Here is a 17,382-nt window from a genome sequence, read left to right as displayed (position 1 = left end):
CAATAACGTACTGGAGCAAATAGGCCTCCAAATGTTGGCGAATGCCGTGAAGCGTTAAGCCCACATATTCCCTGGCATGCCCCGTGCGATAGCGGAGTCAAAAGCCGCAGGAGCAGGAGCGGTCCCGCTCCTGCCCTGGCGCTATCGTTTATTTAATGAAACTGATCGTCTGCTTAGCCTTGTTGGTCAGGGCGGCAAACTGTATCGGTTCGCTGGATTCGCTCTTTGGACTCTCTGCGCCGATTTTCTTTGCTACTGCGTCGGCAAAGGGTTGGATCAGTGGTGCAATAGCTTTTACCACTTCGCCAACGACAGGAATTGCGGCTTTCAATAGATCGCCACCCAGCGAGATTGCGGAGGCTGCGCTTATTGTCATTGTGATTTCTCCGATAGGTTAAGGGGGCGTATCCCCTCACCGAATAAGTGGCGGCTGACGCTGTGAGAGTTCCTCGTGGGGTTTGCGCTAACCATGAAAAAGCCCGGCAATTCAGGCTGTGTGAAAACCTAGCAATCTGCCGCCCGGTTTAAGAAAAATGCCCGTATCGAAAGATACGGGCATTTTTCTTATGCGCTACATCCAAGGTGAAGACCGTATCCAAGGCATTCTGTTTCCAGTCTCACTGGACGAACTCATTCCCGAAAAAATGCCCGGTTCCTGTTTCGCCAACTCGACGGAACACGAACGGAAATGGCGCTAGCGATGCAGGTGTACAACCTGAAAAGAGCCATAAACGTGTTGGGTGTGCGAAAAATGATGGAGTTGATGGGCTGAAAAGCCCTTTTTTGCTATCCGAAACCGCAAAAGCAAATGCCCCGACAAGTCGGGGCATTTGCTTTAGACCGGTGTGGGCTGCGTTTTCACACAGCCTGCATTGCCGGGCTTTTTTTACTGCAAGGGCTGCTTAGGCAGTGAAGGTCTTGCCTTCGAACTGCTCAGCCACGAACTTCCAGTTGACCAGGTTCCAGAACGCTTCCACATACTTTGGACGCGCGTTGCGGTAGTCGATGTAGTAGGCGTGTTCCCACACGTCGCAGGTCAGCAGCGGGGTGTCGCCGCTGGTCAGCGGGTTGCCGGCGCCGATGGTGCTGGCCAGGGCCAGGGAACCGTCAGCCTTTTTCACCAGCCAGCCCCAACCGGAACCGAAGGTGCCGACGGAGGTCTTGGTGAACTCTTCCTTGAACTTGTCGAACGAACCGAACGCAGCGTTGATGGCTTCAGCCAGCGCGCCGGTTGGTTGACCGCCGGCGTTTGGCGCCAGGCAGTTCCAGTAGAAGGTGTGGTTCCAGACCTGGGCAGCGTTGTTGAAGATGCCGCCCGAAGAGGACTTGACGATCTCTTCCAGGGTCTTGCCTTCGAACTCGGTGCCTGGCACCAGGTTGTTCAGGTTCACGACATAGGTGTTGTGGTGCTTGTCGTGGTGGAATTCCAAGGTTTCCTTGGAGATGTGCGGCTGCAGGGCATCGTGTGCGTAGGGCAGCGGCGGCAATTCGAAAGCCATGATGATTCTCCTAATCAGGTCAGTTGCGGTGAGCGCAAGGCCGATCACGGGCGGCCAAACAAGCGCCGGGGAGTTTGTACTCTTTGCGGCGCAGGGTCCGGATCATAGCACCGGGGGTGCGGCAAAACCACGCAACAACTGTGTGGGATAGAGGTTCCAGAGCGTTTTGGAATATTCGTCAGGCGGCGATCAATTGATAGGCCACGCTGAACATCATCACCGCCACCAACAGGTCCAGCAGGCGCCAGGTGGCCGGGCGTGCCAGCCACGGCGCCAACCATGCCGCACCGAGGGCCAGGGTGGCGAACCACAGGAAGGACGCACTGGCCGCCCCGGCCACGTAGGCACCGGGTTCGGTTTGTTGCGCGCCCAGTGAGCCGATCAGCAATACCGTGTCCAGATACACATGGGGATTGAGCAGCGTCACCGCCAAGGCACTGAGCATCACCGCGCGCAACGAACGCACCTTGAGGTTGCCGCCCTGCTCCAGGCTTTGACTCGAAAATGCCCGACGCAGTGCCAGGGTGCCATACCACAACAGGAATGCCGCGCCGCCCCAGCGGGCAATCGCCAGCAGCAGCGGGTTTTGCGCCAGCACCGTGGCCAGGCCGAACACCCCCGCGGCCACCAACAACGCGTCGCATACCACGCACAACACCGCGACGGGCAAATGGTGTTCGCGGCGCAGGCTTTGCGCCAGCACAAAGGCGTTCTGGGTGCCGATGGCCATGATCAAACCGAGGGCCACCAACAGGCCGTTCACATAGCTTTGCCACATAGGATTTACTCCGCGTCCGCCGCCAGTTGCCGTAATACCTGCAAGGCACGCTCGGCATCGGCGCGGCCGACGAACAGGTGATCGTGGTAATAACCGGCAATCACATTGCAGCTGATTCCGGCCTGGCCCAGCGCGCTGGCAAAGGCGGCGGTGAGGCCGACAGCCTCCAGGGACGAATGCACGTTCAAGGTGATCCAGGCGGCCACGTAGTCGAACTGCAATCCTGCCTGTTCGGCTTGCTCGCGCTTAACAATCAGCGTCAGGCCTTCCTGTTCGCGAAAGCTGCCGATCACTTCACAGCCCGCCGGGATGCGGTGGTCGGGCAGGGTGCAGAACACATAGTCGCCGTCATTCAACTGCGGGCTCATGCTACTTAGCAGGGTCGCCAGGGCGGTTTCGCCAGTCATGTGAGAATTCCTTGAATAGAGAGAAGCAATGCTGGTCATTCTCACGGGCGAAGCTGTATAAGAAAAACCAATATTGCTGATCGCTCATTAGAGAAACTGATGTTCGACTATAAATTGCTTTCCGCCCTGGCAGCGGTGGTGGAACAGGCCGGCTTTGAACGCGGCGCCCAGGTGCTGGGGTTGTCGCAATCGGCGATTTCCCAGCGCATCAAGCTGCTTGAAGCACGCATCGGCCAGCCGGTGCTGGTGCGAGCCACGCCGCCGACGCCCACCGACATCGGCCGGCGCCTGCTTAACCATGTGCAACAGGTGCGCCTGCTGGAGCGCGACCTGCAAAGCCAGGTGCCGGCGCTGGACGCAGAGGGCATGCCCGAACGCCTGCGCATCGCCTTGAACGCCGACAGCCTTGCCACCTGGTGGGCCGAGGCGGTCAGCGCGTTTTGCGCCGAGCAGCATTTGCTGCTGGACCTGGTGGTGGAGGATCAGACCGTCGGCCTCAAACGCATGCGCGCCGGTGAAGTGGCGGCCTGTATCTGCGCCAGCGAGCGCCCGGTAGCCGGGGCCCGCAGCCTGTTGCTCGGCGCCATGCGCTATCGTGCGCTGGCCAGTCCGGCGTTTATCGCCCGGCACTTTCCCGGAGGGGTACGTGCCGATCAACTGGCGCGCACTCCGGCGCTGGTGTTCGGTCCGGATGATTTCCTGCAACACCGTTACCTGGCTTCGCTTGGTGTGGACGGTGGTTTCGAACACCATTTATGCCCATCTTCCGAAGGCTTCATCCGCCTGACGGAGGCCGGGCTCGGTTGGGGCCTGGTGCCGGAATTACAGGTGCGCGACCAGTTGGAAAAGGGCGTGCTGGTGGAGTTATTGCCAGATAAGCCCATCGATGTGCCGCTGTACTGGCATCATTGGCGCAGTGGCGGGCAATTGCTGGGCTTGTTGACCGACCATCTGGCCCAGGCGTGTGGCCAATGGCTGGTGCCGTTGGACTGACAGCGGGCGTCAAGGCAACAGCGATGAAAAATGAAAGAACATGGGGTAATACATGAAAATTCTGGTCACCGGCGCAAGCGGCTTCATCGGCGGACGCTTTGCGCGTTTCGCTCTGGAGCAGGGCCTCGACGTGCGGGTCAACGGGCGACGCGCCGAAGGTGTGGAGCACCTGGTCAGGCGCGGTGCCGAGTTTATCCAGGGTGATTTGAATGATGCCGACCTGGTACGCGAACTGTGCCGCGACGTTGAAGCCGTGGTGCATTGCGCGGGCGCCGTCGGGTTGTGGGGCAAGTATCAGGACTTCTACCAGGGCAATGTGCTGGTGACTGAAAACGTCGTCGAGGCCTGCCTTAAACAGCGTGTCGGCCGGTTGGTGCACCTGTCGTCGCCGTCGATCTACTTTGATGGGCGCGACCACCTGGGGTTGACCGAAGAGCAAGTCCCCAAACGTTTCAAGCATCCTTACGCCGCGACCAAATACCTGGCCGAGCAGAAGGTGTTCGGCGCCCAGGAGTTTGGCCTCGAAGTGCTGGCGCTGCGCCCGCGTTTCGTGACGGGCGCCGGCGACATGAGTATCTTCCCGCGCCTGTTGAAAATGCAGCGCAAGAACCGCCTGGCCATCGTCGGCGACGGTTTGAACAAAGTTGATTTCACCAGCGTGCACAACCTCAACGAAGCGCTGCTCAGCAGTTTGCTCGCCACAGGTTCGGCGTTGGGCAAGGCCTACAACATCAGCAACGGTGCCCCGGTGCCGGTGTGGGATGTGGTGAACTATGTGATGCGTCAAATGGAACTGCCGCAGGTGAAGCGTTACCGGTCCTACGGTTTGTCCTACGGCGTTGCGGCGTTGAACGAAGCGTTCTGCGCGATGTGGCCCGGCCGCCCGGAACCGGCGCTGTCGCGCCTGGGCATGCAAGTGATGAACAAAGATTTCACCCTCGACATCAGCCGTGCCAGGCATTATCTGGACTACGAGCCCAAGGTCAGCCTATGGACTGCCCTCGACGAGTTCTGCAGCTGGTGGAAGGCCCAGGATTCGGGGCTCAAGTAAGGTCACAACAGGCAACACATCGGGAACCGAATTCGTGGTTCCGGGTCGATCAGAGCGACAGGACTGCGGTTTATACTCCCTTCGCTCGCCACCTCACCGATTCAGGGTTGATTCATGCGTAACGATGCCAAAGACGATTTCGACGACGTTCCCAGCCTGCGCGCCGATGTAGGGGATGACGATGATTTCGAACCGACTCCCGCCACCTCGGTGCGTTCGCGCAACACGAAGGTGGTCAAGGTCAAGAGCGCCAGCACCGGGCCATTGTGGGCCCTGATCGGCGCGCTGCTCTTCGCCTTCGCCGGGCTGGCCTGGTGGAGCTTCCAGCAGATTTCCCTGATGGGTCAGCAACTGGTCGCCACCCAGGAAAGCTTTGCGCGCATCAGCGAAGAAGCGGCGGGGCGCCTGCAGGATATTTCCGGCAAGGTCGTCGCCAGTGAGGCCAGTGTGAACAACGGCAGTGAAGCGTTGAAGTTGCAGATCCGCCAGTTGGAGACCCAGTTGCTGGAGCAGGGCAAGCAGCAGGTCGGCGTGGCCGGCCAGGCCACCGAGCTCGACAAGCGCCTGGCGACCATGACCGCCAGCACCACCGAACTGTCGAGCGCCAACAGCAAGCTGCAAGGCCAGGTGCAGGCTCTGACCGACGCCGTGGCAACCCTGAAAGCGGCGCAAGGTGATGCAACCAAGCGCGATGCCGAGTTCAAGGAGCTGGCCGCCGATGTGGCTGCACTGAAGAAACAAGGCAACCCAAGCGCGGCCATTGCTCGTCTGGAGCAGGACCTGGTGGTGCTCAAGAGCGCCCAGGAAAACCAGCCGGCCAGCAGCGATGCGCCGACCAATAAAGAGTTTGATGTGTTCCGCATCCAGACCACCCGCAACATCACCACCTTGCAGAGCCAGGTGCAGAACCTGCAGCAGCAACTGAATGCACCGGCCAGGGTCACCCCGCTGGGGCAGTGATCACACCTGAGACAACAGGCCTGTAAACCGATCCAAATGTGGGAGCGGGCTTGCTCGCGAAAGCGGTGAATCAGCCAATGAATCCGTTGACTGACCCACTGCTTTCGCGAGCAAGCCCGCTCCCACATTTTGCACTGGGGCCAGGAGTTAAATAGTGCTCTTGGTCTCATTGTCACCGCCTGGTGACATTTCCCATCCCCTTCGTTACTTGCCCCCACGGCCCCCTTGTTTAGACTCCGGTCACCCCATAAACAATAATAAGGGCCACCCATGACCACCCAACCACTGCCTGCCAGCAGTTGGCTGAACGCGCCTGCCCATCACGCCTGGCTTGCCGCCGAAGGCCAGCGTCTGTTGGCATTCGCCAAGGCCGCGCGCCTGCCCGACGGTTTCGGCAACCTGGACGACAGAGGCCAATTGCCGGCCGATGCCCACGCCGAAACCATGAACACTGCCCGTATGACCCACAGCTTTGCCATGGCCTACGCCCTTGGCCTGCCGGGTTACGCCGAGTGGGTGGCCCACGGTGTCGCGGCCCTCAATGGTCCGCTGAAGGATGCGCAGCACGGTGGCTGGTTCGCCACGCCCCGCGCCCTCGATGGCAACCGTGGCAAGGCTGCTTACCTGCACGCCTTTGTCGCCCTGGCCGCCAGCTCCGCAGTGGTGGCCGGCGTTCCCGGTGCCCAGGCCCTGCTAAACGATGCGATCCACATCATCGACCAGTGCTTCTGGAACGAGGAGGAGGGCGTCATGCTCGAAACCTTTGCCCAGGATTGGAGTGGCGTCGAAGCCTATCGCGGCGCCAACAGCAACATGCACGCCACCGAGGCCTTCCTCGCCCTGGCCGATGTAACCGGTGACACGCGTTGGCTGGACCGCGCGCTGCGGATCGTCGAGCGGGTGATCCACACCCACGCCGCCGGCAACCAGTACATGGTGATCGAACATTTCGACGCCCACTGGCAGCCCCTGCTGGATTACAACGAAGCCAATCGCGCCGACGGCTTCCGCCCCTACGGCATCACTCCTGGCCATGGGTTCGAGTGGGCGCGGCTGGTGCTGCACCTGGAGGCCTCGCGCCTGCGCGCTGGGTTGGTCACGCCGGACTGGTTGTTGACCGACGCCAAAGGCCTGTTCGCCAGCGCCTGCGAATACGCTTGGGCGGTCGATGGTGCGCCCGGCATCGTCTACACCCTGGACTGGAACCAGCGCCCGGTGGTGCGTGAGCGCCTGCACTGGACCCACGCCGAAGCCAGCGCCGCAGCCCAGGCCTTGCTCAAACGCACCGGTGAGTTGCACTACGAAACCTGGTATCGGCGTTTCTGGGAGTTCTGCGAAACCCATTTCATCGACCGCATCCACGGCAGCTGGCACCACGAGCTCAGCCCGCGCAACCAACCCAGCAGCACGATCTGGGCTGGCAAGCCGGACCTGTACCATGCCTGGCAAGCGGTGCTGCTGCCTGCGCTACCGTTGGCGCCAAGCATGGCCAGTGCATTGGGGGCGGGGTCTTATGTCACCAGCTGGTGACATTTGTACGTCCCTTTGTTACCTGCGCCCTAAATATCCATGTTTAAACTCCGTGCAGCGCAAGCTCTAGACTTGCATGCATAACAACAAAAAAAGGTACTCAGATGAACGCGATTAATCGCCTCGCCGTCGCTATTTCCATTGCCTCGTTGTTTCCCCTCAGTGCATTTGCCGCCGACTCCAAAGGTACGGTTGAAGTGGTGCATTGGTGGACCTCTGGCGGTGAGAAAGCGGCAGTGGATGTCCTGAAGGCCCAAGTTGAGAAAGACGGTTTCACCTGGAAAGACGGTGCCGTCGCCGGTGGCGGTGGTGCCACGGCCATGACTGTGCTGAAAAGCCGCGCAGTTGCGGGCAACCCGCCCGGCGTTGCCCAGATCAAAGGTCCCGACATCCAGGAATGGGCGTCCACTGGCCTGCTCGACACCGACGTCTTGAAAGGCGTGGCCAAAGACGAAAAGTGGGATTCCCTGCTCGACAAAAAAGTCTCCGATACCGTGAAGTTCGACGGTGACTACGTCGCCGTACCTGTGAACATCCACCGCGTCAACTGGCTGTGGATCAACCCGGAAGTCTTCAAGAAAGCCGGCATCACCAAGAACCCGACCACCCTCGAAGAATTCTACGCAGCCGGCGACAAGCTCAAGGCTGCCGGTTTCATTCCGCTCGCCCACGGCGGCCAGCCTTGGCAGGACAGCACCGTGTTCGAAGCCGTCGTCCTGTCGGTGATGGGAGCCGACGGCTACAAGAAAGCCCTGGTCGACCTGGACAACGCTGCGCTGACGGGCCCGGAAATGGTCAAGTCGCTCACCGAGCTGAAAAAAGTCGCGACCTATATGGACGTCGACGGCAAAGGCCAGGACTGGAACCTCGAAGCCGGTAAAGTCATCAACGGCAAGGCCGGCATGCAGATCATGGGTGACTGGGCCAAGTCCGAGTGGACCGCCGCCAAGAAAGTCGCGGGCAAGGACTACGAGTGCGTCGCCTTCCCGGGCACCGAGAAAGCCTTCACCTACAACATCGACTCCCTGGCGGTGTTCAAGCAGAAAGACAAAGGCACTGCCGCTGGCCAGCAGGACATTGCCAAAGTCGTGCTGGGTGAAAACTTCCAGAAGGTCTTCAGCATCAACAAAGGCTCGATCCCGGTGCGTAACGACATGTTGAACAACATGGACAAGCTCGGCTTCGACTCCTGCGCCCAGACCGCTGCCAAGGACTTCCTGGCCGACGCCAAGACCGGCGGCCTGCAGCCAAGCATGGCGCACAACATGGCCACCAACCTGGCGGTGCAAGGCGCGTTCTTTGATGTCGTGACCAACTTCCTCAACGACCCGAAAGCCGACCCGGCCGACACCGCCAAGAAACTGGGCGCTGCGATCAAGTCGGCCAAGTAAGCGACAAGCTGCAAGTTATTAGCTGCAAGTGGTCTGCAACCTCTCTTGCCGCTTATAGCTTGTAACTTGCAGCTGCCCTCACTCTTTCATTGGATTTCCCCATGAGTTCTGTTGCTGTGTTCAGCAAAGCCTCGCCGTTCGATGCACTGCAGCGCTGGCTACCGAAACTGGTGCTGGCGCCGAGCATGTTCATCGTACTGGTGGGCTTCTACGGCTACATCCTGTGGACGTTTGTGCTGTCGTTCACCACATCCACTTTCCTGCCCAGCTACAAGTGGGCGGGGTTGGCGCAATATGAGCGCCTGTTCGACAACGACCGCTGGTGGGTCGCAAGCAAAAACCTGGCGCTGTTTGGCGGCATGTTTATCGGCATCACCCTGGTGATTGGTGTTCTGCTGGCGGTGTTCCTCGACCAGCGTATCCGTCGTGAAGGTTTTATCCGCACCATTTACCTGTACCCGATGGCGCTCTCGATGATCGTTACGGGTACGGCCTGGAAGTGGCTGCTCAACCCGGGCATGGGCCTGGACAAACTCCTGCGGGACTGGGGCTGGGAAGGCTTCCGTCTCGACTGGCTGATCGACCCGGATCGCGTGGTCTATTGCCTGGTAATCGCCGCGGTGTGGCAAGCCTCGGGTTTCATCATGGCGATGTTCCTCGCGGGCCTGCGTGGGGTGGATCAATCGATCATCCGCGCCGCGCAGATCGATGGCGCGAGCCTGCCGCGCATCTACTGGAGCGTGGTGCTGCCCAGCCTGCGTCCGGTGTTCTTCAGTGCCGTGATGATCCTGGCGCACATTGCGATCAAGAGCTTCGACCTGGTGGCGGCGATGACCGCAGGTGGGCCGGGCTACTCGTCCGACCTGCCGGCGATGTTCATGTACTCGTTCACCTTCAGCCGTGGCCAGATGGGCATGGGCTCGGCCAGTGCCATCCTGATGCTCGGTGCGATCCTTGCGATCATCGTGCCTTACCTCTACTCCGAGCTGAGGACCAAACGCCATGACTAGTCTCGCTTCCAAACCTGCCATCAGCTTGAGTCGCGTCGCGATCTACGCGGTGCTGATCCTCGCGGTGCTGCTCTACCTGGTGCCGCTGGTGGTGATGTTGCTCACCAGCTTCAAGACCCCGGATGACATCAGTAACGGCAACCTGCTGAGCTGGCCGACCGTGGTCACCGGCATCGGCTGGGTCAAGGCCTGGGCCACGGTGGATGGTTACTTCTGGAACTCGATCAAGATCACTGTGCCGGCCGTGCTGATCTCCACCGCCATCGGTGCGTTGAACGGCTATGTGCTGTCGTTCTGGCGCTTCAAAGGTTCGCAGTTGTTCTTCGGCTTGCTGTTGTTCGGCTGCTTCCTGCCGTTCCAGACCGTGCTGCTGCCGGCGTCGTTCACCCTTGGCAAGATGGGCCTGGCCAGCACCACCACCGGCCTGGTGTTTATCCATGTGGTCTACGGGCTGGCGTTCACCACGCTGTTCTTCCGTAACTACTACGTGAGCATTCCGGATGCGCTGGTGAAGGCTGCACGCCTGGACGGTGCAGGTTTCTTCACCATCTTCCGTCGGATCATTCTGCCGATGTCGACCCCGATCATCATGGTCTGCCTGATCTGGCAATTTACCCAGATCTGGAACGACTTCCTGTTCGGCGTGGTGTTCTCCAGCGGCGACTCCCAACCCATCACGGTGGCGCTGAACAACCTGGTCAACACCAGCACCGGGGCCAAGGAATATAACGTGGATATGGCGGCGGCGATGATCGCCGGGCTGCCGACCCTGCTGGTCTATGTGATCGCAGGCAAGTATTTCGTGCGCGGCCTCACGGCCGGCGCGGTCAAGGGGTAATCATGGCTACGCTTGAACTTCGCAATGTAAACAAGACCTATGGCCCCGGCCTGCCCGACACCTTGAAGAACATCGAACTGTCGATCAAGGAAGGCGAATTCCTCATCCTGGTCGGCCCTTCGGGTTGCGGTAAATCCACGCTGATGAACTGCATCGCCGGCCTGGAAACCATCACTGGCGGCGCGATCATGATCGGCGACCAGGACGTCAGCGGCATGAGCCCCAAGGATCGCGACATCGCCATGGTGTTCCAGTCCTACGCGCTGTACCCGACCATGAGCGTGCGCGAGAACATCGAATTCGGCCTCAAAATCCGCAAGATGCCCCAGGCCGACATCGACGCCGAAGTGGCGCGCGTGGCCAAGCTGTTGCAGATCGAACACCTGCTCAACCGCAAGCCGGGCCAACTGTCCGGTGGCCAGCAACAGCGTGTGGCCATGGGCCGCGCCCTGGCACGTCGGCCGAAGATCTACCTGTTCGACGAACCGCTGTCCAACCTCGACGCCAAGCTGCGCGTCGAGATGCGCACCGAAATGAAACTGATGCACCAGCGTCTGAAAACCACCACCGTCTACGTCACCCACGACCAGATCGAAGCGATGACCCTGGGCGACAAAGTGGCGGTGATGAAGGACGGCATCATCCAGCAGTTCGGCACGCCGAAAGACATCTACAACAACCCGGCCAACCAGTTCGTGGCGAGCTTTATCGGTTCGCCGCCGATGAACTTCGTGCCCCTGCGTCTGCAACGCAAGGACGGTCGTCTGGTGGCCCTGCTCGACAGCGGCCAGGCCCGTTGCGAGCTGGTGCTGAACGTGACCGACGCCGGTCTTGAAGACCGTGACGTGATCCTTGGCCTGCGCCCCGAGCAGATCCTGCTGGCGGCGGGTGAGGGTAACGGTTCGAGCATCCGCGCCGAAGTGCAGGTCACCGAACCGACCGGCCCGGACACCCTGGTATTCGTGCAACTCAACGACACCAAGGTCTGCTGCCGCCTGGCGCCCGACGTGGCCCCGCAGGTGGGCGAGACCCTGACCCTGCAATTTGATCCATCCAAGGTATTGCTGTTCGACGCCAATACCGGCGAGCGTCTGGGCACTGCTTCTTCATTGCCCGCACAGGGGCATGCCGACAATGTGGCCCAATTCAAAGGCCGTTGAAGCAGATAAGTTGTTGTTTTAAATAAAAAAGTAACCCGCGTTAGATAAAAACAGTTTAATAACAATAAAGACGAGGATGTAGGGATGAAAAAGCAACACAACACTACCCGGCTGATCTGCCAACTGTCAGCGGCAGCAGCCCTGGTTTTGTCCGCCAATGCGATGGCGGACGAAGCATTCAGCGCCGATTCCAAGTGGATGACCGGCGATTGGGGCGGCGAACGGACCAAGCTGATCGAGCAAGGTATCGATATCAAGGCTGACTACGTAGGTGAAATGGGCTACAACGCCCACGGCGGCTACAACACCGACAAGACCGGTCGCTACTCCGACCAGTTCGGCTTGGGCGTCGCGCTGGACCTGCAAAAACTGTGGGGCTGGGACAACACCCAGGCCAAGATCCAGTTGACCAACCGTAATGGCCAGAACATCTCCAACGATCGTATCGGCGACCCGCGTGCCGGCACGCTGAGTTCGTCGATGGAAGTCTACGGCCGTGGCCACATGGTGCGTCTGACCCAGTTCTGGATCCAGCACCAGATGTTCGACAACAAGTTGGACGTGAAGCTCGGTTACTTCGGTGAAGGCGAAGACTTCAACACCTTCCCGTGCGACTTCCAGAACCTGTCGTTCTGCGGTTCCCAGGTCGGTAACTATGTGAGCACCTGGTACAACTGGCCGGTCAGCCAGGCTGCGATCCGCGTGAAGTACCACATCACGCCTGAGCTGTACGCGCAAATCGGTGCGTACAACCAGAACCCGTCGCAGCTGGAGCACGGTAACGGCTTCAAGCTCAGCGGCAGCGGTACCAAGGGCACTGTAATCCCGGTGGAATTGGTCTGGTCGCCGAAGGTCAACAACCTGCCGGGCGAATACCGTGTGGGTTACTACAAAAGCGCCGCCGAGGCGTCCGACGTGCGTGAAGACGTGAACGGTAACGATGCGGCGACCACACGCGCGGACTACCGCACCCACAGCAGCAAGAAAGGCTACTGGTTCGTTGCCCAACAGCAACTCACCACCCATAACGGCGACGCTTCCCGTGGTCTGAACATCGCGGCCAACGCCACGTTCCACGACAAGGAAACCAACACCGTCGACAACTACCAGTCGTTGATGCTGGTGTACAAAGGGCCGTTCGACGCGCGTCCAAAAGATGACGTCGGCATCGGTGCGGCGCGTCTGCACGTCAACAATGACGTGAAGAAAAACGCTGAGCTGCTCAACGCCTCCAACGGCGTGAGCGACTACGATAACCCGCTGTACACGCCGATCCGCGAGACCGAGTACAACTTCGAAATCAACTACGGTTTCCACGTCACCAACTGGCTGACCGTGCGTCCTAACCTGCAATACGTCGTGCAACCTGGCGGCGTGGATAAAGTCGACAACGCGTTGGTGGCTGGCCTGAAAATTCAGTCTACGTTCTAACGTTGTTGCGATAAGCTCCTTCTCTCTGTGCGCATTTTGCGGGTAGCCATGGCTATCCGCTTTTTTTTGCGCAGCACTGTGAAGACCTTCAGGACAGTGGCAAATGCATGAGCAACCGCTGCAACGCTTTTTCAAATCCCTGCGCGAACGTCCAGTGTTCGCCTGGGAGCGCTTTCAGATGCGCGACGTATTGGTGATCGACCACCCGCTGTGCCAGGCGGTGTTCAGTCGTCAGGGCGCGCAACTGTTGCACTTTCAACCCACGGGGCAAAAACCCTGGCTGTGGTGTGCGGCGAAGTGGCCGCAAGTCGGCGCGATCCGTGGTGGCGTGCCGGTGTGCTGGCCGTGGTATGGCCGTCATCCCAGCGAGAACGCGTGGCCATCCCACGGCTGGGCGCGGCTGATCGACTGGAAACTGCTCGACAGCAGCACCGACGACGACGGTGTGCGTCTGCACTGGCAACTGCAGTTGTGTGATTGGCAGGTCGACCTGCACGCACACCTGGGCGACACCCTGGAACTGCGCCTGAGCACCGAGCATCAGGACGAACTGCCGTGTCAGTTGAGCCATGCTTTGCACGCCTACTGGCGTATTGGTCACGTTGATGAGGTAGCGCTGTCTGGGCTCGACGGCGCGCAAGGTTATGACCAGCTCAGTCGCCAGGCTTGCCAGCAGGAAGGTGAGTTGCGGGTGGACGGTGGATGCCAGCGGGTGTTCCAGCATGATGGGGAATTGCAGCTCAAGGACCACGCCTGGCAGCGCGAACTGTGCATCGACACCGGCGACAGCGCCGACACCGTGGTGTGGCATCCGGGCAGCCGGCCGCTGTTGGGCGTGAGCTTCAACGAGGCGTCGGGGTTTGTGTGCGTGGAGTCGGCAATGGCCGGCGCGAGCCTGGCGCCGGGGGAACGGGCGCATTTGAGTCTGCAGGCCAGGGCTGGGGTGTAGCGGTGTGGCTGCGGGCCCCTTCGCGAGCAAGCCCGCTCCCACATTTGAATGTGTTCACAAATCAAAATGTGGGAGCGGGCTTGCTCGCGAAGAGGCCGGTACAGCTGGTAGAGATTCCAGCCTTAGTTGAACTCATCGCCAACCGGATACCGGCTGTCATTCAAGCTCTCTTTGATCTTGCGCAGATGGGGCTGGAAATCCACCCCACGGCGCAGCGTCATGCCTGTCGCCAGCACATCCAGCACGGTCAACTGAATGATCCGCGAGGTCATCGGCATATAGATGTCCGTATCTTCCGGCAGTGGAATATTCAGGCTCACCGTACTGGCCTTGGCCAATGGTGAGTTCTCGGCGGTCACGCCCAGCACCGAGGCGCCGTTGCTGCGGGCGATACGTGCCACTTCCACCAGCTCACGGGTACGCCCGGTGTAGGAAATGATCACGAACAGCTCGCCCGTATGCGCCACCGACGCGATCATGCGCTGCATCAGCACGTCCGCGTGGGCGGTGACCGACAGGTTGAAGCGGAAGAACTTGTGCAGCGCGTCCATCGCCACAGGTGCCGAAGCGCCGAGGCCGAAGAAGTGGATCTGCCGCGCCTGGATCAGCAGGTCCACGGCCTTGCTGATCAAGTTCGGGTCCAGGGCCTGGCAGGCGCTGTCCAGGGATGCGATGGCGCTGCCAAAGATCTTCTGGGTGTAGGCCTCGGGGTTATCATCGGCCTCCACGGCGCGGCTGACATACGCAGCACCGCTGGCCAGGCTTTGCGCCAGTTGCAGTTTCAGTTCAGGGTAGCCGCTGACGCCGAACGAACGGCAGAAACGGTTGACCGTCGGTTCACTGACCGAGGCGGCTTGGGCGAGGGCGGCGATAGAGAAGCGGGTCGCCTGCTGCGGGTTGAGCAGGATGACCTCGGCGACTTTTTTCTCGGCCTTGTTCAATTCTTCGAGGCGGTTCTGGATCTGTTCCAGAAGATTTCGCACGCGGTCCATTCAGTCTTTCCTTCGGGCGACGATGCAAATAAGGGTGGCAACCAATCGACCAGTGGTCTTTTGCGGTGGCCTATCCTACTGAGGGTAGCTGAACACCACCACTCGCAATGCGTATTTCGGGAAAATGTTGTGGTTATTACTACATTTTTCCTTGAGTGATGCCTTGAAAAAAGGTATTTGTAGCTTAACTTGATAAAAGAACAAACATCATGCCTTCGATAACCGTAGAACCCTGCACCTTTGCCCTGTTTGGCGCCTTGGGTGATCTGGCGCTGCGCAAGTTATTTCCTGCCCTCTATCAACTCGATGGCGCCGGGCTCTTGCACGACGACACCCGCATCCTGGCCCTGGCCCGTGAAGCCGGGACCGAGCAACAGCACCTGGCCCATATCGAAAAAGAACTGCGCAGCTACGTCGGCAAAGAACTGGACGAAAGCATCGCCCAGCGTTTCCTGGCGCGCCTGACCTACGTTCACGTTGACTTCAAAAACGCTGACGACTACACCGCCCTGGCGGAAAAAGTCGGCAGCGAGCAACGCTTGATCGCCTACTTCGCCACCCCGGCGGCGGTGTACGGCGCGATCTGCGAAAACCTGGCCAAGGCCGGCCTGGCGGAAAACACCCGCGTGGTTCTGGAAAAACCCATCGGCTCGGACCTGGAATCCTCGCGCAAGGTCAACGATGCCGTGGCGCAGTTCTTCCCGGAAAACCGCACCTACCGCATCGACCACTACCTGGGCAAAGAAACCGTCCAGAACCTGATCGCCCTGCGTTTCGCCAACAGCCTGTTCGAAACCCAGTGGAACCAGAACTACATTTCCCACGTGGAAATCACTGTCGCCGAGCAGGTTGGCATCGAAGGCCGTTGGGGCTACTTCGACAAGGCCGGCCAGCTGCGCGACATGATCCAGAACCACTTGCTGCAACTGCTTTGCCTGATCGCCATGGACCCGCCGGCTGACCTGTCCGCCGACAGTATCCGTGACGAGAAGGTCAAGGTGCTCAAGGCCCTGGCGCCGATCAGCCCGGAAGGCCTGACCACCCAGGTTGTGCGCGGCCAGTACATCGCCGGCTACAGCGCTGGCAAGCCGGTGCCGGGTTACCTCGAAGAAGAGAATTCCAACACCCAGAGCGACACCGAGACCTTCGTCGCCCTGCGTGCCGACATCCGCAACTGGCGTTGGGCCGGGGTGCCGTTCTACTTGCGCACCGGCAAGCGCATGCCGCAAAAGCTGTCGCAGATCGTTATCCACTTCAAGGAACCGTCCCACTACATCTTCGCCCCCGAGCAGCGCTTGCAGATCAGCAACAAGCTGATCATCCGCCTGCAACCGGACGAAGGTATTTCCTTGCGTGTGATGACCAAGGAGCAGGGCCTGGACAAGGGCATGCAACTGCGCAGCGGGCCGCTGCAACTGAATTTTTCCGACACCTATCGCAGCGCACGGATTCCCGATGCCTACGAGCGGTTGTTGCTCGAAGTGATGCGCGGCAATCAGAACCTGTTTGTGCGTAAAGATGAAATCGAAGCCGCGTGGAAGTGGTGTGACCAGTTGATCGCCGGGTGGAAAAAATCCGGTGATGCGCCCAAGCCGTACGCGGCGGGTTCCTGGGGGCCGATGAGCTCCATTGCACTGATCACGCGGGATGGGAGGTCGTGGTATGGCGATATCTGATTTGAAACTGCCCCAGGGCGTCACGCCGCACGAGTACCGCACGCCGGTGCTGCTGGCGCAAGGCCTGGCCAATGATGTTGCCGAGCAATTGCGTGCGGCCATCAGCGCCCGTGGCGAAGCCACGTTGGTGGTGTCCGGTGGCCGTAGCCCCGTGGCGTTTTTCCAGAACCTGGCCAAGCAAGGCCTGGACTGGTCCAAGGTGACGATCACCCTGGCCGACGAACGCTGGGTGCCGGTGGAACACGCCGACAGCAACGCCGGTCTGCTCAAGCAATACTTGCTGCAAGGCCCGGCGGCCAAGGCCAAATTCCTGAGCCTGTACAGCGCCGCGGCCAATCTTGAAGACGCTGCCGAGCAGGCCGATCGCCTGCTGGCGGAATTGCCGGCGATTGACGTGTTGGTGCTGGGCATGGGCGATGACGGTCACACCGCGTCGCTGTTTCCCAACAGCCCGAACCTGAGCGAAGCCTTGCAGCCGGACGGCACGCGCCGTTGCTGGCCGATGCTGGCGCCGACCGTACCCCACCAGCGCCTGACCATGAGTCGCGCGCTGCTGGCTTCGGCGAACTACACCGTACTGTCGATTTCCGGCAGTTCGAAATTGACGACCTTGAGCGCTGCACTGGCCGGTGACGACATCGCTGCCATGCCGATTCGCGCGTTTTTGCAACCCACATTAGAGATTTACTGGTGCCCATGAGCCAAGGATCAGCCGCT

At 60.2% G+C, this 17,382-nt stretch carries 17 protein-coding genes; 12 read left to right on the top strand and 5 right to left on the bottom strand.

Annotated elements, in window-relative coordinates; translation table 11 throughout:
- Positions 1-148: 148 nt before the first annotated feature.
- The 4 genes from OPU96_RS07285 to OPU96_RS07270 form a co-directional block, all read right to left on the bottom strand.
- Entirely contained in the window at positions 149-376 is a 228-nt protein-coding gene (locus tag OPU96_RS07285) for a hypothetical protein (protein WP_226456228.1), read from the bottom strand.
- A gap of 526 nt (positions 377-902) precedes the next feature.
- Positions 903-1,499: a superoxide dismutase gene (locus OPU96_RS07280; RefSeq protein WP_192301010.1), complete on the bottom strand. Its 597-nt coding sequence runs from the start codon at positions 1,497-1,499 to the stop codon at positions 903-905.
- 178 nt (positions 1,500-1,677) lie between these two features.
- Positions 1,678-2,277, bottom strand: coding sequence for a LysE/ArgO family amino acid transporter (locus OPU96_RS07275; RefSeq protein ID WP_498558918.1), 600 nt, complete (start codon positions 2,275-2,277; stop codon positions 1,678-1,680).
- A gap of 5 nt (positions 2,278-2,282) precedes the next feature.
- The gene (locus OPU96_RS07270; protein WP_192301012.1) at positions 2,283-2,684 is read right to left on the bottom strand and encodes an ACT domain-containing protein; all 402 of its coding nucleotides are present in this window, start codon (positions 2,682-2,684) and stop codon (positions 2,283-2,285) included.
- Positions 2,685-2,783: 99 nt separating this feature from the next.
- Here OPU96_RS07270 and OPU96_RS07265 point away from each other — a divergent pair, with 99 nt between their 5' ends.
- The 10 genes from OPU96_RS07265 (at position 2,784) to OPU96_RS07220 (ending at position 13,997) form a co-directional block, all read left to right on the top strand.
- Positions 2,784-3,677 (top strand): LysR family transcriptional regulator ArgP, encoded by an 894-nt coding sequence (locus OPU96_RS07265; RefSeq protein WP_192301013.1) that lies wholly within the window; start codon positions 2,784-2,786, stop codon positions 3,675-3,677.
- 52 nt (positions 3,678-3,729) lie between these two features.
- Positions 3,730-4,728 carry an NAD-dependent epimerase/dehydratase family protein gene (locus OPU96_RS07260; protein WP_498558917.1) on the top strand — a complete coding sequence of 333 codons (999 nt, stop codon included), beginning with the start codon at positions 3,730-3,732 and terminating at the stop codon, positions 4,726-4,728.
- 114 nt (positions 4,729-4,842) lie between these two features.
- Positions 4,843-5,688: an ATPase gene (locus OPU96_RS07255; RefSeq protein ID WP_498558916.1), complete on the top strand. Its 846-nt coding sequence runs from the start codon at positions 4,843-4,845 to the stop codon at positions 5,686-5,688.
- A gap of 270 nt (positions 5,689-5,958) precedes the next feature.
- Complete coding sequence (locus OPU96_RS07250; protein ID WP_498558915.1) at positions 5,959-7,218, top strand: D-mannose isomerase; 1,260 nt, start codon at positions 5,959-5,961, stop codon at positions 7,216-7,218.
- Between the two features lie 104 nt (positions 7,219-7,322).
- On the top strand, positions 7,323-8,609 hold the full coding sequence (locus OPU96_RS07245) for an ABC transporter substrate-binding protein (protein ID WP_226456223.1): 1,287 nt from the start codon (positions 7,323-7,325) through the stop codon (positions 8,607-8,609).
- Positions 8,610-8,710: 101 nt separating this feature from the next.
- Positions 8,711-9,619, top strand: a complete 909-nt coding sequence (locus OPU96_RS07240) for a carbohydrate ABC transporter permease (protein WP_192301018.1) — start codon at positions 8,711-8,713, stop codon at positions 9,617-9,619.
- The gene (locus OPU96_RS07235) at positions 9,612-10,457 is read left to right on the top strand and encodes a carbohydrate ABC transporter permease (protein ID WP_124524882.1); all 846 of its coding nucleotides are present in this window, start codon (positions 9,612-9,614) and stop codon (positions 10,455-10,457) included. Before OPU96_RS07240 ends, OPU96_RS07235 begins: the two co-directional genes overlap by 8 nt.
- 2 nt (positions 10,458-10,459) lie before the next feature.
- Complete coding sequence (locus OPU96_RS07230) at positions 10,460-11,617, top strand: ABC transporter ATP-binding protein (RefSeq protein ID WP_192301019.1); 1,158 nt, start codon at positions 10,460-10,462, stop codon at positions 11,615-11,617.
- Between the two features lie 84 nt (positions 11,618-11,701).
- A complete protein-coding gene (locus OPU96_RS07225) occupies positions 11,702-13,048 on the top strand; it encodes a carbohydrate porin (RefSeq protein ID WP_017737958.1) in 1,347 nt (448 codons plus the stop codon).
- 103 nt (positions 13,049-13,151) lie between these two features.
- The gene (locus OPU96_RS07220; RefSeq protein ID WP_226456222.1) at positions 13,152-13,997 is read left to right on the top strand and encodes a D-hexose-6-phosphate mutarotase; all 846 of its coding nucleotides are present in this window, start codon (positions 13,152-13,154) and stop codon (positions 13,995-13,997) included.
- A gap of 122 nt (positions 13,998-14,119) precedes the next feature.
- Here OPU96_RS07220 and OPU96_RS07215 read toward each other — a convergent pair whose 3' ends face one another.
- On the bottom strand, positions 14,120-14,980 hold the full coding sequence (locus OPU96_RS07215) for a MurR/RpiR family transcriptional regulator (protein WP_177413991.1): 861 nt from the start codon (positions 14,978-14,980) through the stop codon (positions 14,120-14,122).
- A gap of 218 nt (positions 14,981-15,198) precedes the next feature.
- Between OPU96_RS07215 and zwf the strand changes: the two genes are divergently transcribed.
- A complete protein-coding gene (gene zwf / locus OPU96_RS07210; protein ID WP_305391426.1) occupies positions 15,199-16,665 on the top strand; it encodes a glucose-6-phosphate dehydrogenase in 1,467 nt (488 codons plus the stop codon).
- Positions 16,652-17,365 (top strand): 6-phosphogluconolactonase, encoded by a 714-nt coding sequence (pgl, locus tag OPU96_RS07205; protein ID WP_192301023.1) that lies wholly within the window; start codon positions 16,652-16,654, stop codon positions 17,363-17,365. The genes zwf and pgl overlap by 14 nt, the downstream gene beginning before the upstream one ends.
- Positions 17,366-17,382: the final 17 nt, after the last annotated feature.

The organism is Pseudomonas sp. RP-B7, assembly GCF_059803535.1.
Note: the sequence above shows the minus strand (reverse complement) of the source record. Positions and strands in the feature narration are given on the sequence as shown.